Source organism: Mycobacterium sp. IDUB_28 (assembly GCF_055419285.1).
In genome coordinates, this window is record NZ_JBVAXK010000003.1 from 451,536 (window position 1) to 472,667 (window position 21,132).

Here is a 21,132-nt window from a genome sequence, read left to right on the forward strand (position 1 = left end):
GCTCATTTCAATAGTGCGGCGATCTTGTCCTCGGACGTGACGTCCAGCGATTCGGGGTCCAATTCCTGAGTCTTGGGCAGCTGCACCTCGGGGTCGGCGAAGTCGCGATAGGTCTTGTCGCCGGTCAGCGTGTGCAACAGGTAGCCGGTCAGCAGCGCCCGCACTGTGCGCTGGGTCTTGCGATCCGAGCCGGGCAGTCCGACGGCCTTTGCCAGCCGCCGACCCTCGACCACGCCGCCGGGGTCGGACTTGCTGACGATGCGTAGCGTGGCAGCGTCCCACGCCTGGGACAACGCCAGAGCGTTGGAATTCAGAGTTGTGGGGTCGTCCGGGGCGGCCAGTATCAGACCCGGCACGTCCAGACCGGCCGCCGGCTGCTCGGCGGCAGGCGCGGTCACCGTGGGGAACAGCGCCGCCACCGCGGCGGGTTTGGTGGGCAGGCCGGCCGCGGCGAACACCGCGGCCGATGCCCCGAGACCGTGCCCCACCAGACCGAGCTTGGTCGGGTGGACACTGATCTTGCCCGGCCCCAACCGCACCCCGGAGATGATGTCGAGCGCGACACCGAGGTCGAACGCCAAGTTCATCACCGACGGCACCAGGCCGCGCTGGGTGTCCGGCGCGCCGCACACGATGCCCCACGACGCCAGATGTTCCAGCAGACCCGAATAGTTGGCGCTGCCGGTGAGCCAGTCGTGGCCGAAGGCGATGCCGGCCAGGTTCAACCCGGTCTCCGGGGTGTAGACCACCCCGGGCAGCCCGGCAAAAGCCAGGTCACCGCGCAAGACGCGGTGCGGACCACGGCGGCTGAGAGCGGCGAATAGCTTGCGGGTGCGGGCCACCCGTCGACGTTAGCCGTGCGTCGGCGGATTGGTCCACTGGGCTGGGCGGGGAAGTCCGGGCGTTAATTCTGCGGTGAGATCGGCGCAGGTCAGGTCCGCGCCGACGGCCCGGTGGGCGGGTCTGCACTACCCTGTTCAGAATGTGCGGAATCGTCGGTTACGTCGGGCAGGGTCCTGCCTGCGACGTCGTGATGAATGCACTGCGCCGGATGGAGTACCGCGGATACGACTCTTCGGGCATCGCACTGGTCGACGGCAAGGGCCAGCTCACCGTTCGCCGGCGTGCCGGTCAGCTGGCCAATCTGGAAGCCGCCATCGCCGGGATGGCACCGGACGAGCTGGGCGGCACCGCCGGCCTGGGCCACACCCGGTGGGCCACCCACGGCCGCCCCACCGACCGCAACGCGCACCCGCACCGGGACGCCGCCGGCCGCATCGCCGTCGTGCATAACGGCATCATCGAGAACTTCGCCTCACTGCGCCAGGAACTGGAAACCGCCGGGGTCGAATTCGCCAGCGACACCGACAGCGAGGTCGCGGTGCACCTGGTGGCCCGCGCCTTTCACCACGGCGAGACCGCCGGCGATTTCGTCGCGTCGGTGCTGTCGGTGCTGCGCCGGCTCGAAGGCCACTTCACCCTGGTGTTCGCCAACGCCGACGACCCCGGAACCATCGTGGCGGCCCGCCGCTCCACCCCACTGGTGGTCGGGATCGGCGACGGCGAGATGTTTGTGGGATCGGATGTGGCGGCATTCATCGAACACACCCGCCAGGCCGTCGAGCTGGGTCAGGATCAGGCCGTGGTGATCACCACGAACGGCTACCAGATCCTCGACTTCTACGGTCACGACGACACCGCCAACGCCCGCGAGTTTCACATCGACTGGGACCTGGCCGCCGCCGAAAAGGGTGGCTACGAGTACTTCATGCTCAAGGAGATCGCCGAGCAGCCCACCGCGGTGGCCGACACCCTGCTCGGGCATTTCGTGGACAACCGGATCGTGCTGGACGAGCAGCGCCTGTCCGACCAGGAGCTGCGCGAGGTCGACAAGGTGTTCGTGGTCGCCTGCGGCACCGCCTATCACTCCGGTCTGCTCGCGAAATATGCGATCGAGCACTGGACCAGGTTGCCGGTGGAGGTGGAACTGGCCAGCGAGTTCCGGTACCGGGACCCGGTGCTGGACCGCAGCACCCTGGTGGTGGCGATCTCGCAGTCCGGTGAGACCGCCGACACGCTGGAAGCCGTCCGCCACGCCAAGGAGCAGAAGGCCAAGGTGCTGGCGGTCTGCAACACCAACGGCTCGCAGATCCCGCGGGAATGCGACGCGGTGCTCTACACCCGCGCCGGCCCGGAGATCGGCGTCGCCTCCACCAAGACCTTCCTGGCGCAGGTCACCGCCAACTACCTGGTCGGCCTGGCGCTGGCGCAGGCCCGGGGCACCAAATACCCGGACGAGGTCGAGCGCGAGTACCACGAACTCGAGGCGATGCCGAATCTGGTGGCCCGGGTGATCGCGGCCACCGCGCCGGTCTCCGCGCTGGCCCACCGGTTCGCGCAATCGTCGACGGTGTTGTTCCTCGGCCGGCACGTCGGCTACCCGGTGGCGCTGGAAGGCGCACTCAAGCTCAAGGAACTGGCCTACATGCACGCCGAGGGCTTCGCGGCCGGCGAGCTCAAGCACGGCCCGATCGCGTTGATCGAGGACGACCTACCGGTCATCGTGGTGATGCCGTCACCGAAAGGGTCGGCCACGCTGCACGCCAAGCTGCTGTCCAACATCCGCGAGATCCAGGCCCGCGGAGCGGTGACCATCGTGATCGCCGAGGAAGGCGACGAGACGGTACGGCCCTACGCCGACCACCTGATCGAAATCCCCGCGGTGTCTACGCTTTTGCAACCACTGTTGTCGACGATCCCGCTGCAGGTGTTCGCGGCGTCGGTGGCCCAGGCGCGGGGCTACGACGTGGACAAGCCACGCAATCTCGCGAAATCTGTCACCGTCGAATAACCGGGCCGGCTGCTGATGAGATGGGGCATCGTCGGTGTGGCGGTCTTCGTCGCCGCATACCTCGGCCTGGTGACGTTGTATGCCGTCACCGGCATGGGGCCGCCGCATCCCGTCACCAGCGCAGCGCCGGCCGGCGACGGGACAACGGTGACGATGGATGTCGAAGGCATCGCGCCCTACCGCAACGTGTTGACCGCCAACCTGACCGTTGCGCCCGGAGCCGCGCTGCTGGACCGCGCCGGCAACCTGAAGGAGGATCTCAGCGTCGCGGTCACGTCGGCGGCCACACCCACCACGCGGTCCTGGCCCAAAGGCACGCAACCCGGCGTCGTTCCGGTGTCGCTGAACATCAACGGCGACGTGTCGGACTGGCCTTTCGACAGCTACCATTCGGGTCCGATCTCGGTCGACCTGTTCCGCGGCACCGAGCAGATTCCGGAACGGGTGTCGGTGAGCTTCGTCGATCGTCTACCCGGCTGGCAGGTGCAGATCCCGGGCGGCAGGACCGGCGATCTGTTCGCGCCGTACCGGGTGCAGGTGCAGCGCTCACCGAGCACCGTGGCACTGGCCGTGGCCCTGCTGGGGGTGCTGGTCGCGCTGGCCGGCATCGCGCTGTTCGTGTCGGTCGCCACCGCGCGTGACCGACGAAAATTCCAACCCCCGATGACGACCTGGTTCGCCGCAATGCTTTTCGCGGTGATACCACTGCGCAACGCGCTGCCCGACTCGCCCCCCTTCGGCGCCTGGGTCGACGTCACCGTGGTGCTCTGGGTGATCGTGATCCTGGTGTTCTCGATGACGCTGTACGTGTCGTGCTGGTGGCGACACACCGCGCCGGACTTCGATCAGTAACTAAGGTTGAGGCATGGCATCAAAGTCGGCCTCGGTGCGGCTGCGCGCACTGGTTCGCGTGGTGTGGCACTACGTGATCAGCGCGCCGCTGACCTACGGCTGGCTGATGGCGCTGTCGGTCACCACGATCGTGCAACACCTGCTGACCGGCCACCAACTGCACTCGATACTCCTGCACCGCTACACCAACCTCCACGCCCTGGCCACCGATCCGCTGGGCGTGCTGTTCTCCAGTCTGTTCTGGATCGACGGCAGGAGCTTGGAACCGTACCTGCTGCTGTTCACCCTGTTCCTGGCACCGGCCGAGCGTTGGCTAGGTCAATTACGTTGGCTCACAGTGGGATTGACCGCGCACATCGTGGCCACGTACATCAGCGAAGGTCTGCTCTATCTGGCGATCCAGCTGAACGAGGCCTCGCAGCGGTCGGTGCGTGCGCACGATATCGGCGTCAGTTACTTCCTGGTCGGTGTGATGGGTGTGCTGACCTACCGGATCGCGCGGCCCTGGCGCTGGGGTTATCTGGGCGTGCTGCTGCTCATCTTCGGGTTCCCGGTGCTGCTGATGGACCGCATCGAGCTCAGTTTCACCGCCATCGGCCACTTCGCGGCGCTGCTGGTCGGACTGGCGTTCTACGCGATGGCCCGCGAACGCAAACGCGCCCCGTGGGATCCGGCCCAGGTCAGGGAATTCTTCCGGCGACGCCAGGCGGCGAATGAGGGCCCACAAGAGGTGCCGGCATCCCCGGATCGCCCGCGAACGTAACCTTGGTGCGTGCGGCACTACTATTCGGCTGACGCGATCCGCGCGGCCGAAGCGCCCTTGCTGGCCAGCCTGCCTGACGGTGCTCTGATGAAGCGCGCCGCGTATGGGCTGGCCACCGAAATCAGCCGGGAACTGACGGCCCGCACCGGCGGGGTGGCCGGTCGCCGCGTCTGCGCGATCGTCGGCTCCGGCGACAACGGGGGCGACGCGCTGTGGGCGGCGACCGTCCTGCGGCGACGCGGCGCAGCCGCCGAAGCGGTGTTGCTCAAGCCCGAACGTACCCACCGCAAGGGGCTGGCGGCGTTCCGCAAAGCCGGTGGCAGAATAGTCGAAAATATCTCTGCTGCAACCGATCTCGTCATCGACGGGGTGGTGGGCATCTCCGGTTCGGGCGCGTTGCGGCCGGATGCGGCGCGAGTATTCGCCGAGGCCGCACAGATCCCGGTCGTCGCCGTCGACATTCCCAGCGGCATCGACGGGGCCACCGGGGCGAGCACCGGACCCGCCGTGCACGCCGCGCTCACGGTGACCTTCGGCGGGCTCAAACCGGTGCACGGGCTGGCCGACTGCGGCCGCGTCGCCCTGATCGACATCGGACTCGACCTGCCCGACACCGACGTTCGGGGTTTCGAAGCGACCGACGTGCTTGCGCGCTGGCCCATTCCCGGTGCCCGCGACGACAAGTACAGCCAAGGCGTCACCGGCATCATGGCCGGGTCCGCCACCTATCCGGGTGCCGCCGTGCTCTGCACAGGTGCGGCCGTCGCCGCCACCTCGGGCATGGTCCGTTACGCCGGCAGCGCCAATCACGAGGTGCTCGCGCACTGGCCGGAGGTGATCGCCACCTCCACCCCGGCCGCCGCCGGACGGGTGCAGGCGTGGGTGGTCGGGCCGGGGCTGGGCACCTCCGAACCGGAGGCGGCCGGGGCGTTGTGGTTCGCACTCGATACCGACCTGCCGGTGCTGGTGGACGCCGACGGGCTGACCATGCTGGCCGCCCACCCCGACCTGGTGGCCAACCGCACAGCCCCGACGGTGCTGACCCCACACGCCGGCGAGTTCGCCCGGTTGGCCGGGGCGCCCCCGGGCGAGGACCGGGTGGGTGCGGTGCGCAAACTCGCCGACGCGTTCGGCGCCACCGTGCTGCTCAAAGGCAACGTCACCGTCATCGCGGACCCCGGCGGTCAGGTTTACCTGAACCCGGCCGGGGAGTCCTGGGCGGCCACCGCCGGATCCGGTGACGTGCTGTCCGGGATCATCGGGGCGCTGCTGGCGTCGGGATTGGCACCGGCCGAGGCAGCCGCGGCCGGGGCTTTCGTGCACACCCGGGCGGCGGCGCTGTCGGCCGGCGACCCGGGACCGGGTGACGCACCCACGTCGGCGTCGCGAATTCTGCATCACATCCGGGCCGCGCTGGCCTCCCTGTAGTACCCGACGAAAGGTCCCGCCGTGCCCCACCCGCCCGTGCCCGCCCATTCGATCGCTCCGGCCTACACCGGCCGGCTGTTCACCGCGCCGGTGCCGGCGCTGCGGTTGCCCGAGGAGTCGATGGACCCCGAGGCCGCCTACCGCTTCATCCACGACGAGCTGATGCTCGACGGCAGCTCGCGGCTGAACCTGGCCACCTTCGTCACCACCTGGATGGATCCCGAGGCCGGCAAGCTGATGGCCGAGACCTTCGACAAGAACATGATCGACAAGGACGAATATCCGGCGACGGCAGCCATCGAGCAGCGTTGCGTGTGCATGGTCGCCGACCTGTTCCACGCCGACAACCTGCGCGATGACGACCCCAACAGCGCGGTCGGGGTGTCCACCATCGGGTCCAGCGAGGCGGTGATGCTGGGTGGGCTGGCCTTGAAATGGCGGTGGCGGGCCAAGGTCGGCAAGGACTGGCGCAAGCGCACCCCGAACCTGGTGATGGGTTCCAACGTGCAGGTGGTGTGGGAGAAGTTCTGTCGCTACTTCGACGTCGAGCCGCGTTATCTGCCGATGGAGGAGGGGCGCTACGTCATCACCCCGGAGCAGGTGATCGACGCCGTCGACGAGGACACCATCGGGGTGGTCGCGATCCTGGGCACCACCTACACCGGGGAGTTGGAGCCGGTCGCGGAGATCTGTGCGGCGCTGGACAAGCTGGCCGCCGGTGGTGGTGTGGACGTGCCGGTGCACGTGGACGCCGCCAGTGGCGGCTTCGTGGTGCCCTTCCTGCATCCCGAGCTGAAGTGGGATTTCCGGCTGCCCAGAGTGGTCTCGATCAATGTCAGCGGCCACAAATACGGCCTGACCTATCCCGGCATCGGGTTCGTGGTGTGGCGCAGCGCCGAGCACCTGCCCGAGGACCTGGTGTTCCGGGTGAATTATCTCGGCGGCGACATGCCGACGTTCACGCTGAACTTCTCCCGGCCGGGCAATCAGGTGGTCGGCCAGTACTACAACTTCCTGCGGCTGGGTCGCGACGGATACACCAAAGTCATGCAGTCGTTGTCGGCGACGGCCCGCTGGCTGGGCGAGCAGCTGCGGGTCGGGGAACACGCCGAGCTGATCTCCGACGGCACGGCGATCCCGGTCGTCGCGTTCCGGCTGGCCAAGGACCGCGGCTACACCGAGTTCGACGTCTCGCACGAGTTGCGCACGTTCGGCTGGCAGGTGCCGGCCTACACGATGCCGGACAACGCCACCAACGTGTCCGTGCTGCGCATCGTGGTACGGGAGGGGCTGTCCGCCGACCTGGCACGCTCCCTGCACGACGACGCCGTCACCGCGCTGGGCAATCTGGACAAGCTCAAGCCGGGCGGGCACTACGAGGCCGAGCACTTCGCGCACTAGGGATCGCACGTTTGGGACAATGGCGCCCGTGGCCGCATCTCCGACCTCCCTGACGCCGGGTCTCCTCGCCGAGGCCGTCGTCGACCTGGGTGCCATCCAGCACAACGTGGCAGTGTTACGCGAGCATGCGGGTAACGCGCAGGTCATGGCGGTCGTCAAAGCCGACGGTTATGGCCATGGCGCCACCCGGGTCGCGTATGCCGCGCAGGCTGCCGGAGCCACCGAACTCGGCGTCGCCACCGTCGACGAGGCGCTGGCGCTGCGCGCCGACGGCGTCGCCGGACCGATTCTGGCGTGGCTGCATCCGCCCGGCCTCGATTTCGGGCCGGCGCTGGCCGCTGACGTGGAGATCGCGGTGTCCTCGGCGGCCCAATTCGCGGGACTGCTCGACGCGGTGCGCCGCACCGGTACGCCGGCCACCGTCACCGTCAAGGTGGACACCGGACTGAACCGCAACGGCGTGGCCCCGGCCGAATATCCGGCGCTGCTGACCGCGTTGCGCCAGGCCGTGGCCGACGAGCAGATCCGGGCGCGGGGGCTGATGTCGCACCTGGTGTACGCCGACGCCCCCGATGAGGCGATCAACGACGTGCAGGCGCAGCGGTTCCGCGACATGCTGGCCTACGCCCGCGAGCAACGGGTGCACTTCGAGGTGGCGCACCTGTCGAACTCGTCGGCAACGATGGTCCGACCCGACCTGGCGTTCGACCTGGTGCGACCGGGTATCGCGGTGTACGGCCTGAGCCCGGTGCCGGCGCTGGGCGACCTGGGCCTGGTCCCGGCGATGACAGTGAAATGCCCGGTGGCGCTGGTGAAGTCGGTCAAGGCGGGGGAGGGAGTGTCCTACGGGCACACCTGGATAGCGCCGCGTGACACCAATCTCGCGCTGCTGCCGATTGGCTACGCCGACGGGGTGATCCGGTCGCTGGGCAATCGCCTGGAGGTGTCGATCAACGGGCGTCGTCGGCCCGGGGTCGGACGGATCTGCATGGACCAGTTCGTCGTCGACCTCGGCCCGGGCCGGCCCGATGTCACCGAAGGCGACGAGGCGATCGTCTTCGGACCCGGCGCCGACGGCGAGCCCACCGCGCAGGACTGGGCCGACCTGGTCGGCACCATCCATTACGAGGTGGTCACCGGCATCCGGGGACGCATCATCCGCAGCTACCGCGAGGCGGCAGCTTGACTTCTTCCGGCACCGCCACCTTGGAGCGGCCCGAAGACACCATGGCGCTGGGGTCCCGGCTCGGTGCGGCGCTGCGGGCCGGTGACGTGGTGGTGCTCTCCGGGCCGTTGGGTGCTGGAAAAACGGTGCTGGCCAAGGGAATTGCCGAGGTGCTGGACGTCGACGGTCCGGTGACCTCGCCGACCTTCGTGCTGGCGCGGGTACACCCGGCGCGGAGGGCGGGCAAGCCGGCGATGATCCACGTGGACGTCTACCGGCTGCTGGACACCCCGGGTGCCGACCTGCTCGCGGAGCTCGATTCACTGGACCTCGACACCGATCTCGAGGATGCCGTCGTGGTGGTGGAGTGGGGTGAGGGGCTGGTGGAACGGCTGGCCGAGCGTCACCTCGACATCCGGCTGGAGCGCATCACCCATTCCGACGTGCGGATCGCGACCTGGGAGTGGGTCCGCACATGATCGTCCTGACTCTGGACACCTCCACCCCCGCGGTCACCGCCGGAGTGGTCCGCGTGGACGGCCTCGTCACGCTGGCCGAGCGGGTCACCGTCGACCCCCGCGCGCACGCCGAACGGCTGACACCCAATGTCGTTGCAGCACTTAATGATACGGGCCTGACCATGGGGGACCTGGCTGCGGTGGTGGTGGGCTGCGGGCCCGGGCCGTTCACCGGGTTGCGGGCCGGGATGGCCACCGCCGCCGCCTACGGCCACGCGCTGGACATCCCGGTGCACGGGGTGTGCAGTCTGGACGCGATCGGCACGTTGACGACGGGCGAGACGCTGGTGGTCACCGATGCCCGCCGGCGCGAGGTCTACTGGGCGCGGTACCGCGACGGGGTGCGTACCGACGGACCGGACGTCGCCGCGCCCGCTGACGTGGCGCCCGGCCCGGCGCGTGCGGTTGCCGGCTCACCGGAGCACGCGGCGCTGTTCGGGTTACCGGTGATCGAGCCCGTCTACCCGTCGCCGGCCGGGCTGGCGCGCGCCGTCGACGACTGGTCCGCCGAACCTGCGCCGCTGGTGGCCCTGTACCTGCGCCGCCCCGACGCCAAGCCGTTGGCGGCCCGCGGGTGATCGCCGACATCGTGCTGGGACCGTTGGTCCGCGCCGACGCCCGCCGCTGTGCCGAACTGGAGGCGCTGTTGTTCGACGGCGACGACCCATGGCCGGCCGTCGCGTTCGAGCGGGAACTGGCCAGCAAGACCAACCACTATGTCGCCGCGCGCAGCGGCGACACGCTGGTCGGCTATGCCGGGATCACCCGGCTGGGCCGGGTGCGCCCGTTCGAGTACGAAGTGCACACCATCGGCGTGGACCCGACTTATCAGGGGCGCGGGATCGGGCGCAGGTTGCTCGACGACCTGCTGGACTACGCCGACGGCGGGGTGGTCTATCTGGAGGTCCGCACCGACAACGAGGCGGCGCTCGAGTTGTATCGCAGCGCGGGATTCCACCAGATCGGCGTGCGCAAGCGCTACTACCGGGTCAGCGGGGCCGATGCCTACACGATGCGGAGAGACGCCCGGTGACAGTCATTCTGGCCATCGAAACCTCCTGCGACGAAACGGGTGTGGGGATCGCCCGACTGCACCCCGACGGCACGGTGGACCTGCTGGCCGACGAGGTCGCCTCCAGCGTCGACGAGCACGTGCGGTTCGGCGGGGTGGTTCCCGAGATCGCATCCCGCGCGCATCTGGAAGCTCTCGGGCCGGCGATGCGCCGCGCACTGGCCACCGCGGGGGTGCGCAAACCCGACATCGTCGCGGCCACCATCGGTCCCGGGCTGGCGGGTGCGCTGCTGGTGGGAGTTGCTGCGGCCAAAGCGTATTCGGCCGCGTGGGGGGTGCCGTTCTACGCCGTCAACCACCTGGGCGGGCACCTGGCCGCTGATGTCTACGAGCACGGTCCGCTGCCCGAGTCAGTGGCCCTGCTGGTGTCCGGGGGGCACACCCACCTGCTGCACGTGCGTTCGCTCGGCGAACCCATCGTCGAGTTGGGCAGCACCGTCGACGACGCCGCGGGTGAGGCCTACGACAAAGTGGCGCGGCTGCTGGGGCTGGGTTATCCGGGCGGCCGGGCGCTCGACGAGTTGGCCCGCACCGGGGTCCCGGCCGCGGTGGTGTTTCCGCGCGGCATGACCGGCCCGCGTGACGATCCCTATGCGTTCAGCTTCTCTGGTCTCAAGACGGCCGTCGCCCGCTACGTGGAGAGCACTCCCGACTTCGTCGCCGCGGATGTGGCCGCGGGATTTCAGGAAGCGGTGGCCGACGTGTTGACCCTTAAGGCGGTGCGGGCGGCCGGCGAGCTGGGCGTGTCGACGCTGCTGATCGCCGGGGGCGTGGCGGCCAACTCGCGGCTGCGCGAGCTGGCCACCCGGCGTTGCGCGGCCGCTGGTCTGACGCTGCGGATCCCGCGCCCACGGTTGTGTACCGACAACGGGGCGATGATCGCCTCCTTCGCCGCGCATCTGGTGGCCGCGGGTGCGTTGCCTTCGCCGCTGGACGCAGCCAGTGACCCGGGGTTGCCGGTGGTCCAGGGTCAGGTCGGCTGATGTTCGCTCAGCGCGGACACGCCGATTGGCAAGAAGCACCGGGGTGCCCTTGAGTGCTAGCACTCTCGCGTATAGAGTGCTAGGCGGCAGTCGGACAGCCCTTGTGTCGGCACCCGCGACGACGGCGCATGGACAACGGACGAAGGCCGTTTCACCTGGTAATTCGGACGGTTCGGGCACCCCCCGGACCGACCGCCAACTCTGGCCGGGGCGACGAGTCCCGGACCCGATTCGAATAGTGGAGGCTCCAATCGTGGCGAAGGTCAACATCAAGCCACTCGAGGACAAGATTCTCGTACAGGCCAACGAGGCCGAGACCACGACCGCGTCCGGTCTGGTCATTCCCGACACCGCCAAGGAGAAGCCCCAAGAGGGCACCGTCGTCGCAGTCGGCCCCGGCCGGTGGGACGAGGACGGCGAAAAGCGGATCCCGCTCGACGTCTCCGAGGGTGACACCGTGATTTACAGCAAGTACGGCGGCACCGAGATCAAGTACGGCGGCGAGGAGTACCTCATCCTGTCGGCACGCGACGTGCTGGCTGTCGTTTCCAAGTAAGACACCGTGTCCCGCCCCGGCGATCGCTGTGCTGTTTCGCACGGGCGATTTCCGGGGCGGCACGCGTTACGCAGTTTGACTTGCCCGGCTCCCCTCAGCAGGCCTCGCGGCCCGCATCGTCGCCGGGCGGAAGGAGCCTGATGAGCAAGATCATTGAGTACGACGCGACCGCGCGTCGCGCCATGGAGGCGGGCGTGAACAAGCTCGCCGACGCGGTCAAGGTCACGTTGGGCCCCGGCGGCCGCCACGTGGTGCTGGCCAAAGCCTTCGGCGGGCCGCAGGTGACCAACGACGGCGTCACCGTCGCCCGCGAGATTGACCTGGAAGACCCGTTCGAAAACCTGGGCGCCCAGTTGGTGAAGTCGGTGGCCACCAAGACCAACGACGTCGCCGGCGACGGCACCACCACCGCGACCGTGCTGGCTCAGGCGCTGGTCAAAGGCGGCCTGCGCCTGGTTGCCGCCGGTGCCAACCCGATAGCGCTGGGGTCGGGCATCTCCAAGGCCGCCGACGCGGTCTCCGAGGCGTTGCTGGCCGCGGCCACCCCGGTGTCCGGCAAGGACGCCATCGCTCAGGTGGCGACCGTCTCGTCGCGCGACGAGCAGCTCGGCGAGTTGGTCGGCGAGGCGATGACCAAGGTCGGCGCCGACGGCGTCGTCAGCGTCGAGGAATCCTCCACGCTGAACACCGAGCTGGAGTTCACCGAGGGCGTGGGCTTCGACAAGGGTTTCCTGTCGGCCTACTTCGTCACCGACTTCGACTCCCAGGAAGCCGTGCTGGACGACCCGCTGATCCTGTTGCACCAGGACAAGATCAGCTCGCTGCCCGACCTGCTGCCAGTGCTGGAGAAGGTCGCCGAAGCGGGCAAGCCGCTGGTGATCATCGCCGAGGACGTCGAGGGTGAGGCGCTGGCCACACTGGTGGTCAACTCCATCCGCAAGACGCTCAAGGCGGTCGCGGTCAAGGCGCCGTACTTCGGCGACCGTCGCAAGGCCTTCCTGCAGGACCTGGCGATCGTGACCGGCGGCGAGGTGGTCAACCCCGACACCGGTCTGCTGCTGCGCGAGGTCGGCCTCGACGTGCTGGGCACCGCGCGGCGCGTGGTGGTCAACAAAGACGACACCGTCATCGTCGACGGCGGCGGGACCAAGGACGCGGTCGCCAACCGCATCAAGCACCTGCGGGCCGAGATCGAGGCCAGCGACTCCGATTGGGACCGGGAGAAGCTGCAGGAGCGGCTGGCCAAGCTGGCCGGCGGCGTGGCGGTGATCAAGGTCGGTGCAGCCACCGAGACGGCTCTGAAGGAGCGCAAGGAAAGCGTCGAGGACGCGGTGGCCGCGGCCAAGGCCGCTGTCGAAGAAGGCATCGTCGCCGGCGGTGGCTCGGCGCTGATCCAGGCCCGCCACGTGCTCTCCTCGCTGCGCGACGAGCTCAGCGATGACGAGAAACTGGGCGTCGACGTGTTCTCCCAGGCGCTGGCCGCCCCGCTGTTCTGGATCGCCACCAATGCCGGGCTCGATGGCGCGGTCGCGGTCAACAAGGTCAGCGAGCTGCCCAACGGGCAGGGCCTGAACGCCGCGAGCCGCACCTACGGCGATCTCGCGGCCGACGGCATCGTCGACCCGGTCAAGGTGACCCGCTCGGCGGTACTCAACGCGTCCTCGGTGGCCCGGATGGTGCTGTCCACCGAGACCGCGGTCGTCGAGAAGCCGGCCGAGGCCGCCGACGACGGCCACGGCCACGGCCACGGCCACCACCACTAGCGCGAACAGACGCAAAAGCTCCCGACACGCTGAGCGTGCGGGAGCTTTTGCGTCTTTCTCGTGCGCGCCGGGCCGTCTAGTCTCGCGCAATGGACCGCATCCTGCAGGCGGCGTGGGACCGTCACGGCGCACGGTACTCATGGGTGCTGGCCGGATTGGTTGTGGCGCTGGCCCTCCCGATCTACCTGCTGCTGGCCTTTGTCATCGTGGCCTTCGAGAAGTCCACCCGGTACCTGGAAGCGGCCGGACTCACCGTGATCGCCGTGCTCATCCTGGTCTGCCTGCTGGGTCCACCCGGCCGGGGCATCTGGCGGGATGTCGAGCGCCAAGCCGCTGGATCCGAAATCGATCGCGCTGCAACGTTGCAGGCCACCTACGACTGGGGCCGCAAAGCGCCCCTGCGGTGGGTGATCGTCAATGCGATTCTGGCCGCAGCGATGTCGGCGACGGTGGGAACCGTCGCCGGAGCCAGTCCGTCGAGACTGGTTCAGTATGCGATCGTGGGCGCCACCATTCAGGGTCCGTGCCAGTTGATCGGCGTGCACAGTCTGGTAGTGGCGGTGATGCGGCCGGTACGTGTCGCCCTGATCGGTGGCACCGGCATCGGCGACTCGCTGCCGCGTTCCCGGCCGACCTTCGCTACCTGGTCGCAGATATCCATGCTCGGCGTGGCACTGGCGTTCGCGATCGAAAGCGCAATGCTGACAGCGATATTCGACGGAGCGCACCAACCGCCGCTGCTGTGGGTCGGGGTCGGTTGCGCGTTGATGCTCGGCATCGGAGTGCCGTTGACGGTGGGCGCCGCTTTCGCTCCGTCACTGCGGCCCATCGGAGAACTCGCCGACGGCACCAAACGTGTTGCAGCCGGCGACTTCAGCCGGCGGTTGCCAGTGGTGCAGGACGACGACCTTGGCACGCTGGCAGCGTCGTTCAATCGCATGCAAGCGGGATTGGCTGAGCGTCAACGACTTCAGGGTGCATTCGGCACCTACGTAGACCCCACACTTGCGGCGCGACTGCTCGAGCAGGGCGACGATGTCTTCTCCGGTGAGCGCCGCGAAGTGACGGTGATGTTCATCGACATCCGCGAATTCACCTCGTTCGCCGACGCGAATACCGCCGAGGACACCGTCATTCGACTCAATGCACTGTTCGAACTGGTCGTACCCGCCGTGGTCGACGCCGGCGGGCACGTCAACAAGTTCCTCGGCGACGGTGCGTTGGCAGTCTTCAACGCCCCCAACGATCTTGCCGATCATGCCGATGCGGCGGTTTCCGCCGCGGTGCTGATCCAGGATCTCGTCGGCGACCGGTTCGGCGCCGAGCTACGGATCGGCATCGGGATCAACACCGGCGAGGTCATCGCCGGCACCATCGGAGGTGGCGGAAAACTTGAATTCACCCTGATCGGTGACACCGTCAATGTCGCAGCTCGCGTTGAACAACTCACTAAAATCACCGGCGACGCAATCCTTCTCACCGGTCAGACCGCCGAGGCCCTGACTTCGCGACCGCCCGAACTGACCGACCGCGGATCGCACGCGGTGAAGGGAAAATCAACCACGATCAAGATTTTCGGGCTCTACCGCGGCGTCGGCTGAATGAACAACAGGTGGAACGCGCCGGGCTGGGCGTCATCCGGGGCGAACCGGACCATCAAGGTGTTCGGCGGAAACTGACCGGCCAGATCGTTCAGGGTTCTGGGCAGGAACGCCTTGGCCTTGGCGTTGGCATACCAGTTGGGGTCGGAGGGGTCGACGCTGAGGTTCGCCACCCTGTCGATCGCATCGTCCCACTGCTGCACGGCGGCCGGTCGCGCACCTCCGAAGCCCGCCGACTTGTGGTAGGCATCCGCCTGTCCCGCAAGGGTAATCACCGCTCCGCCGCCGACCGGTGTTCCGGTGACGGTTCCGTTGCCGGCATCGGCCGTGACCGACACGAGTCGGGCGGTGCACACGTTGTCGACGACGCTGGGCGGCACGCAGAATTCCGGCAGCGGGGCAGCGTGTGCACGGGCGACGTCAAGCCCGCCCGGCAGCAGGACGGTCGCGGCGGCGGAGATCGCGGCCAGCATTCGGACGTGGACGTTCGGCATTGAAGGGTCCTTTCTTGACGGGCTCAGGTGCTCATCGTCTTATCCCGCCCGCCGACCAGCAATCCGGTGGAGGCGAACTTCAATCCGGCCCGCAATTCCTCCAATCGGATCGGGTCGTCGGACTCGATGTAGCGCAGCGTGGTCGCAACCGCCATGTTGAAGAAAAGCCAGGCCAACGCACTCGGACTCAACTCGTCCCGGTATTGGCTGCGGTAATGATTCATGTGCAGCGTGGACATCGCGAGCAGCGTGGCGTTGAGCCCGGAAACGTTGTCGAAGGTGCGGACGTGATCGGGACGTTCGGCGAGGTAGCGGATCAGCCGGCGGTTGGCGATGGTGAAGTCGATCAGGATGTCGATCGAGGACTCCATTGCCGATTCCGGCTGATCGAGCGTGATCGCCCGGAGCATGGCTTCGATCGCGGGTGACTGCTCGCCAACCAGCTGTTCGATCGCCGCGTTGATTATCTGTTCTTTGTTCTCGAAGTACTGATAGATCGATCCCTTACTGACCCCGGCCTGGTCGGCGATCAGATTGGTGGTGATCTGTTCGGGTGCGTGGACGCGCAGCAGCGACGCCGTGGCCGACACTATTTTTGCGACCATCTCGCGGGAGCGCAGCTGTTGTGGCGCCTTGCGACGCGCTGAACTCGGCTTTGTAGCGCTCACGAGCAGTCCTTACGCGACTTGAATGCGACCTGACGGTCATATTAGCGTTGTTGTGGGACTTGACAAGGGGGAACTTATGACTGCCGTGACGGAACAGGTCGTCCAACAGCATGCCGGAGATTCAGGGGAAATCGAGCTCGTCCCGCCGGACTCGCTGACTGCCGAGCACACCGGGCGGTGGACGTTCCTCATTCTCGAGGGCGCCGCGTTCATGATGCAGGCCATGCATCCGGTGATCGCCGAAATCACCGGCCGATACTCGGCTGCGTTCCACGGTGACCCGGGCGGACGCGCGATTCGCTCCGTCGACTCGGTGCTGCGCTGGACCTACGGCGGCACCGAGGCCAGGGCCGAGGGTGACCGGGTGCGCGCCATGCACCAGCCGATCACGATGAAGAGCGCGGCAACCGGTAAGCAGATCAGTGCGCTGAACCCCGAGGCCTACCAGTGGGTGATTGCCACGGGTTACATCGTCAATGCTCAGGCCGGCCGGCTGCTGATCGGCCGGGAATTCACTGACGCGGAGAAGCAGGAATTGCTGCGCGACAACCGCCGGCTGGCCCGCCTGCTGCACGTGCCGATGCGGGGTTATCCCGAGACGCAACAGGAGATGACCGACTATTTCGAGGCGATGATCGACACGCTGCAGGGCACGCCGCAGGCGCTGCAGTTGATGCACGATCTGCAGGCCGGCAAGGTCGACCTGCCGCCGGCCTTCCCGAAAGCGTTGGCTCCCTTGGCAAGAGCGTCGGTGCTGCCTGCGATCGGGCTCAACTACCTCTCGATCGTGGGGTTGCTGGATCCTCGGCTGCGCGAGAAGCTCGGCGTCACCTGGAGTGCGAAGGAGGAGCGCCAGCTCTCGCGGCGTTACACCGCGATCCGCACCGCCTACCGTGTGCTGCCCGACCGGCTCACCTATTTCCCGCTGGCGTATCACGCCCGCAAGCACCATCAGTGCCTGGAGAAGATGAAGCAACGTCAGCAGAAGTCGTTCGCGTACCAGCTCCCCGACGCCACCGGATAGCCCCGACCGGTCCCGATAGGCTGCCGGCGTGAAGCGAGTCGCAGCGCTTGCCGCGGCGGGGATTGCCGCACTGGCGGCATTCGCGCGAAAGTCTGCCGCGCTCAAGGACTTTGACGCGGGCGCCCGCGAGCACCTGCGGTAGCGGCCGCAGGCCGGCCGCGAGCAAAACGCAGGCCCGGAGGCGTAATGCACCCCGGGCCTGCGTCGTCTTGCTGCGAATAGGCCGCGATCAGGCCGTGCGGCGGATCCCGCGTCCCCGTCCGATCGAGCCCTTGAGCAGCATGTCGCGCTCAGACTCCGAGAGGCCACCCCACACGCCGTAGGGCTCGCCGACGTCCAGGGCGTGGGTGCGGCACTCGTCAATCACCGGGCAACGCCGGCACATCTCCTTGGCGCGCTGCTCACGCTGCATGCGTGCGCGACCCCGCTCGCCGTCCGGGTGGAAGAACATCGACGAGTCGACCCCGCGGCACAATCCCTGCAGTTGCCAGTTCCAGATGTCGGCGTTGGGCCCGGGTAGCTGTTCCGGCTGTGGCATTGCTGATTCCCTCCTGCACGGCCCATGTCTCAGCGGGGCCAGACCCGTGGATAGCGCGAGTTGTGCAACTGAATTGGCAGTGGCGTCACCGATGACTACACCGAACAGGGTAGACGCTAGGTGGGCTATCGAATTTCCGTCAATAGGCGCGGGATGTGGCGAAAAACGCCTCTTTAGAAGCAGATTTAACTCCGCGTTCATCTGTCTACCTATTGACGACGGCTAGATGTGCTAACCGGGTCGGGTCGGTATCGTATTTTCCCAGCTCAGCGTGCCGTCGTGGCCGACCCGTAATTGGCAGAGAACCGGGTTTGAGTAATATTCCGGTAACCCGCAGAGCACAAACTTTTTACCCACGCGGCGCAACTATCACGGTGATTGAAACTCGTTGCAGTTCGGCGGCGCTGCGCCGGTGCCATCGCCCCCCGTCGGGGGTCGTCGTCGGGCACTGGTGACAATTGCGCCATGGAAACAGCCGGGACTGCGGGCAGTGCCACAGGCGGGACCTCTGCCGCGACCGACGTTGCCGCGACGCTGGCCGATGCGGCGTTCGGCAACCGGCCCGGCACCTGGCCGTTGCCGGCGGCGACGAACTCCCACGAGTTGTGGCTGCGTGCCGTTGCCGCCGGCGGCCAGGGCCGGTACGGCAGCGCCTACGCCGACCTGGCGCTACTGCGCCGCCGGGTAACACGCGGACCGCTGGCCTCGCTGGCGCACAGCACCCAGGGGTCGTTCCTGCGGCAATTGGGTTGGCACACGCTGGCGCGCGGCTGGGACGGTCGCGCCGTCGCCCTGGCCGCTGACGACCCCGAGGCGCGCGCCGACGCTTTGATCGGGCTGGCAGCCGACGCATTGGGGGTCGGCCGCTTCGGTGTGGCGGCGACGTTGCTATCCCGTGCGGACGCCGCGCTGCGGGGAGCCGAGATGGCGGCCCACACGTCCGACCGGCTCGCGGTGCGCCGCGGCTGGGTGGGTGCAGAGCTTGCCATGGCCTCCGGCGACGGCAAGACGGCGGTGGCTCGCGCCGAGAGCGCCGTCGTCAAAGCCGGGCAGATGACGGGCGCTTCGGCACGCCACCGCATCAAGAGCGACGTGGTCCTGGCGGCCGCGCTGTGCAGCGCCGGCGACGTCGAGGCGGCCCGCACCGTCGCCGAGGCCGCGCTGCGGGCCAGCGAACCCCTCGGCCTGGTACCGCTGCGCTGGGCGCTGGCTTGCTTGCTGATCGATACCGGAAGCGTCACGGTTGAAGAACAGGGGCTGTCTGAACTCGTCGAAATCCGGGATATTTGCGCAGGTGAGGTACAACGCGCCGGGGGGGCCTGGCGTCACGCCTGACATTCCTGCCCGCCCGTGATTGTCGATCAGCGAGTTAGCCCGGGATGTAGCCCGTCCGTGACTTTGGAGAAACCACCGTCGATGACAATGCAAGGGGAACGTCTCGACGCCGTGGTCGTAGAGGCCGCAGCCGGGGACCGGAATGCGCTTCGGGAGGTGCTGGAGACCATCCGTCCAATCGTCGTCCGATACTGCCGCGCGCGGGTCGGCACCGTCGAGCGGAGCGGGTTGTCCGCGGACGACGTGGCTCAGGAGGTGTGCTTGGCCACCATAACGGCGCTACCGCGCTACCGAGACCGAGGCCGCCCATTCCTGGCCTTCCTGTACGGCATCGCGGCCCACAAGGTCGCCGACGCCCATCGCGCAGCGGGCCGCGATCTGGCCTATCCGGCCGAAGAGGTACCCGAACGCCGTTCCCATGACGCCGGTCCCGAACAACGGGCCATCGAAGCCGATTCGGTCACCCGGATGAACGAACTGCTGGAAATTCTTCCGGCCAAACAACGCGAAATCCTGATTCTGCGCGTTGTGGTCGGGCTGAGCGCCGAAGAGACGGCCGCTGCTGTCGGCAGCACCACCGGAGCGGTCCGGGTGGCTCAGCACCGCGCCCTTCAACGGTTGAAGGACGAAATCGTCGCGGCAGGTGATTATGCGTAACTACAGATCCGACTTCAGCCGAGGTGACCGGCCCGCCCTGGACGCGGTGGCACAGACCGACCTGCTGCTGGACGCCTTGGCCGCCCGCACCGAGGCGGGAGTCGAGGACTTCGAATGCCTCGAAGACGAGGCCTTGGTCGAATTGCTGGGCGAGTGGCGCGATGACCTGCGGTGGCCGCCGGCCAGCGCGCTGGTCTCCCAGGACGAAGCCGAAGCGGCGCTGCGGCACGGAATCCTGGAGCGCCGCGGGGGCCGGCGCGGACTGGCCGCGGTCGGTTCGGTGGCCGCAACGCTATTGGCGCTCAGCGGGTTCGGGGCGGTAATCGCCGACGCCAAACCCGGCGACCTGCTGTACGGGCTGCACGCCATGATGTTCAACGAGCCCAGGGTCAGCGATGACCAGATCGCGCTGTCCGCCAAGGCTGATCTGGCCAAGGCCGAACAGATGATCGCCGAGGGCCAGTGGGACCAGGCGCAGACCCAGCTGGCCGAAGTCAGCAGCACATTGCGCGGCGTCAACGACGGCAGCCGCAGGCAGGGATTGTTGGCCGAGCTGGACCAGCTCAACACCAAGGTCGAACAACGTGCCCCGAAGGCCTCCCGGCCCGCGTCGCCGCCGGCCAACTCGCCGACGCCGATCCCGACTACGACGCCACAGCCGACCACGACCGCGCCGGTGCCGTCGTCCACACCGACCGCGACCGTGCCGACGACAACCGCGCCGACGACGACCGTGCCGACGACGACCGTGCCGACGACGACTGTGCCGGCTCCGGTGACCAGCACGCCACCGTCACCGACCGACAACCCGACGCCGTCGTCGAAAACGCGGCATCGGCATCGGCACTCAACGACACCAAGTGAAATTCCGGACCCGCCGACGACACCCTAGAGGTGGCGGCGGAAACCGTCGGCGTCTGACGTCGCCTCGTTGAGCGAGGCATCGGCATAACCGCGGCAGTAATCCCACGTGACGTAGGCGTCCGGTTCGGGGTCGTACGCCGGCTCGTGCGGGCGGACGGTGCCGTCGATGAGCAGTTGCAGCAGGTTGGCACGCAGCATGTCCCAGTCGTGGTAGTGATCCTGCTGACATTCGTCGCAGCACACCACGAGTCCGCGAATCCCCTTGTGCGCCAGCAGTGCTTCATACACCGCCAGGTCGGCCAGGTCCGCCTCGACGGCCATCCGCTCTTGTTGATCGAGAGGTTGACCGGGCTCTACGGCCTCCAGCGCCGCCGACGGGTCCAATGGGTCGTCGGCAAAGGGATCGGGCGGCAAACCCGGCGGAAGGTGGTCGCGCACTCCCACAGCCTACGCAGCAGGGCAGGGATTACGCCAGAAATTGCCGAGGCGTGCCGCGCGGCCACCAGCTGGTGGTGCGCCACGCAGATGCCGTGAGCCGGGCGGGGTCCAAGAGCCGATAGGATGAGCCTTTCCACCCAAGCATGCATTTGGAGGGCCTT

22 protein-coding genes are annotated in these 21,132 nt (G+C 67.9%); 17 read left to right on the top strand and 5 right to left on the bottom strand.

Translation table 11 applies throughout. The features are described 5' to 3' along the window. Positions 1–2: 2 nt before the first annotated feature. A complete protein-coding gene (locus tag ACZYZ9_RS08990; protein WP_463825893.1) occupies positions 3–842 on the bottom strand; it encodes a dienelactone hydrolase family protein in 840 nt (279 codons plus the stop codon). A 140-nt stretch (positions 843–982) separates the two neighbouring features. Here ACZYZ9_RS08990 and glmS point away from each other — a divergent pair, with 140 nt between their 5' ends. The 13 genes from glmS (at position 983) to ACZYZ9_RS09055 (ending at position 14,953) form a co-directional block, all read left to right on the top strand. Then, positions 983–2,851, top strand: coding sequence for a glutamine--fructose-6-phosphate transaminase (isomerizing) (gene glmS / locus ACZYZ9_RS08995; RefSeq protein ID WP_463825894.1), 1,869 nt, complete (start codon positions 983–985; stop codon positions 2,849–2,851). A gap of 15 nt (positions 2,852–2,866) precedes the next feature. After that, positions 2,867–3,703 (top strand): DUF4436 domain-containing protein, encoded by an 837-nt coding sequence (locus ACZYZ9_RS09000; protein ID WP_463825895.1) that lies wholly within the window; start codon positions 2,867–2,869, stop codon positions 3,701–3,703. 13 nt (positions 3,704–3,716) lie between these two features. Then, a complete protein-coding gene (locus ACZYZ9_RS09005) occupies positions 3,717–4,466 on the top strand; it encodes a rhomboid-like protein (protein ID WP_463825896.1) in 750 nt (249 codons plus the stop codon). A gap of 9 nt (positions 4,467–4,475) precedes the next feature. Beyond that, on the top strand, positions 4,476–5,894 hold the full coding sequence (locus ACZYZ9_RS09010) for an NAD(P)H-hydrate dehydratase (RefSeq protein WP_463825897.1): 1,419 nt from the start codon (positions 4,476–4,478) through the stop codon (positions 5,892–5,894). 21 nt (positions 5,895–5,915) lie between these two features. Continuing rightward, entirely contained in the window at positions 5,916–7,295 is a 1,380-nt protein-coding gene (locus ACZYZ9_RS09015; RefSeq protein WP_463825898.1) for a glutamate decarboxylase, read from the top strand. Between the two features lie 28 nt (positions 7,296–7,323). After that, positions 7,324–8,481 (top strand): alanine racemase, encoded by a 1,158-nt coding sequence (alr, locus tag ACZYZ9_RS09020; RefSeq protein ID WP_463825899.1) that lies wholly within the window; start codon positions 7,324–7,326, stop codon positions 8,479–8,481. 41 nt (positions 8,482–8,522) lie between these two features. Continuing rightward, positions 8,523–8,939: a tRNA (adenosine(37)-N6)-threonylcarbamoyltransferase complex ATPase subunit type 1 TsaE gene (tsaE, locus tag ACZYZ9_RS09025; RefSeq protein WP_463825991.1), complete on the top strand. Its 417-nt coding sequence runs from the start codon at positions 8,523–8,525 to the stop codon at positions 8,937–8,939. Continuing rightward, entirely contained in the window at positions 8,936–9,556 is a 621-nt protein-coding gene (tsaB, locus tag ACZYZ9_RS09030) for a tRNA (adenosine(37)-N6)-threonylcarbamoyltransferase complex dimerization subunit type 1 TsaB (protein ID WP_463825900.1), read from the top strand. The genes tsaE and tsaB overlap by 4 nt, the downstream gene beginning before the upstream one ends. Further along, positions 9,553–10,011 (top strand): ribosomal protein S18-alanine N-acetyltransferase, encoded by a 459-nt coding sequence (gene rimI / locus ACZYZ9_RS09035; RefSeq protein WP_463825901.1) that lies wholly within the window; start codon positions 9,553–9,555, stop codon positions 10,009–10,011. The genes tsaB and rimI overlap by 4 nt, the downstream gene beginning before the upstream one ends. Next, complete coding sequence (gene tsaD, locus ACZYZ9_RS09040) at positions 10,008–11,033, top strand: tRNA (adenosine(37)-N6)-threonylcarbamoyltransferase complex transferase subunit TsaD (RefSeq protein ID WP_463825902.1); 1,026 nt, start codon at positions 10,008–10,010, stop codon at positions 11,031–11,033. The genes rimI and tsaD overlap by 4 nt, the downstream gene beginning before the upstream one ends. Positions 11,034–11,286: 253 nt before the next feature. After that, complete coding sequence (groES, locus tag ACZYZ9_RS09045) at positions 11,287–11,589, top strand: co-chaperone GroES (RefSeq protein ID WP_085250279.1); 303 nt, start codon at positions 11,287–11,289, stop codon at positions 11,587–11,589. 140 nt (positions 11,590–11,729) lie between these two features. Continuing rightward, positions 11,730–13,352: a chaperonin GroEL gene (gene groL / locus ACZYZ9_RS09050; RefSeq protein ID WP_463825903.1), complete on the top strand. Its 1,623-nt coding sequence runs from the start codon at positions 11,730–11,732 to the stop codon at positions 13,350–13,352. 89 nt (positions 13,353–13,441) lie between these two features. Next, positions 13,442–14,953: an adenylate/guanylate cyclase domain-containing protein gene (locus ACZYZ9_RS09055; protein ID WP_463825904.1), complete on the top strand. Its 1,512-nt coding sequence runs from the start codon at positions 13,442–13,444 to the stop codon at positions 14,951–14,953. Here the strand turns inward: ACZYZ9_RS09055 and ACZYZ9_RS09060 are convergent. Both ACZYZ9_RS09060 and ACZYZ9_RS09065 read right to left on the bottom strand, forming a co-directional pair. Next, positions 14,935–15,447 (bottom strand): hypothetical protein, encoded by a 513-nt coding sequence (locus tag ACZYZ9_RS09060; RefSeq protein WP_463825905.1) that lies wholly within the window; start codon positions 15,445–15,447, stop codon positions 14,935–14,937. The genes ACZYZ9_RS09055 and ACZYZ9_RS09060 overlap by 19 nt on opposite strands. A 23-nt stretch (positions 15,448–15,470) precedes the next feature. Then, the gene (locus tag ACZYZ9_RS09065; protein WP_463825992.1) at positions 15,471–16,052 is read right to left on the bottom strand and encodes a TetR/AcrR family transcriptional regulator; all 582 of its coding nucleotides are present in this window, start codon (positions 16,050–16,052) and stop codon (positions 15,471–15,473) included. Between the two features lie 139 nt (positions 16,053–16,191). On the opposite strand from ACZYZ9_RS09065, the gene ACZYZ9_RS09070 reads away from it, so the two are divergent. Next, complete coding sequence (locus tag ACZYZ9_RS09070) at positions 16,192–17,139, top strand: oxygenase MpaB family protein (protein ID WP_463825906.1); 948 nt, start codon at positions 16,192–16,194, stop codon at positions 17,137–17,139. Positions 17,140–17,368: 229 nt separating this feature from the next. On the opposite strand, the gene ACZYZ9_RS09075 is transcribed toward ACZYZ9_RS09070, so the two are convergent. After that, positions 17,369–17,677, bottom strand: a complete 309-nt coding sequence (locus ACZYZ9_RS09075) for a WhiB family transcriptional regulator (RefSeq protein WP_463825907.1) — start codon at positions 17,675–17,677, stop codon at positions 17,369–17,371. 465 nt (positions 17,678–18,142) lie between these two features. Here ACZYZ9_RS09075 and ACZYZ9_RS09080 point away from each other — a divergent pair, with 465 nt between their 5' ends. From ACZYZ9_RS09080 to ACZYZ9_RS09090, 3 genes are all read left to right on the top strand, one after another. Then, a complete protein-coding gene (locus tag ACZYZ9_RS09080) occupies positions 18,143–19,012 on the top strand; it encodes a hypothetical protein (protein WP_463825908.1) in 870 nt (289 codons plus the stop codon). 81 nt (positions 19,013–19,093) lie between these two features. Continuing rightward, entirely contained in the window at positions 19,094–19,669 is a 576-nt protein-coding gene (gene sigD, locus ACZYZ9_RS09085; protein WP_463825909.1) for an ECF RNA polymerase sigma factor SigD, read from the top strand. Continuing rightward, positions 19,662–20,561, top strand: a complete 900-nt coding sequence (locus ACZYZ9_RS09090; RefSeq protein WP_463825910.1) for an anti-sigma-D factor RsdA — start codon at positions 19,662–19,664, stop codon at positions 20,559–20,561. Before sigD ends, ACZYZ9_RS09090 begins: the two co-directional genes overlap by 8 nt. Here the strand turns inward: ACZYZ9_RS09090 and ACZYZ9_RS09095 are convergent. Beyond that, entirely contained in the window at positions 20,558–20,971 is a 414-nt protein-coding gene (locus ACZYZ9_RS09095; RefSeq protein ID WP_236981250.1) for a DUF5319 domain-containing protein, read from the bottom strand. The two genes, ACZYZ9_RS09090 and ACZYZ9_RS09095, sit on opposite strands and share 4 nt — an antisense overlap. Positions 20,972–21,132 lie beyond the last annotated feature (161 nt).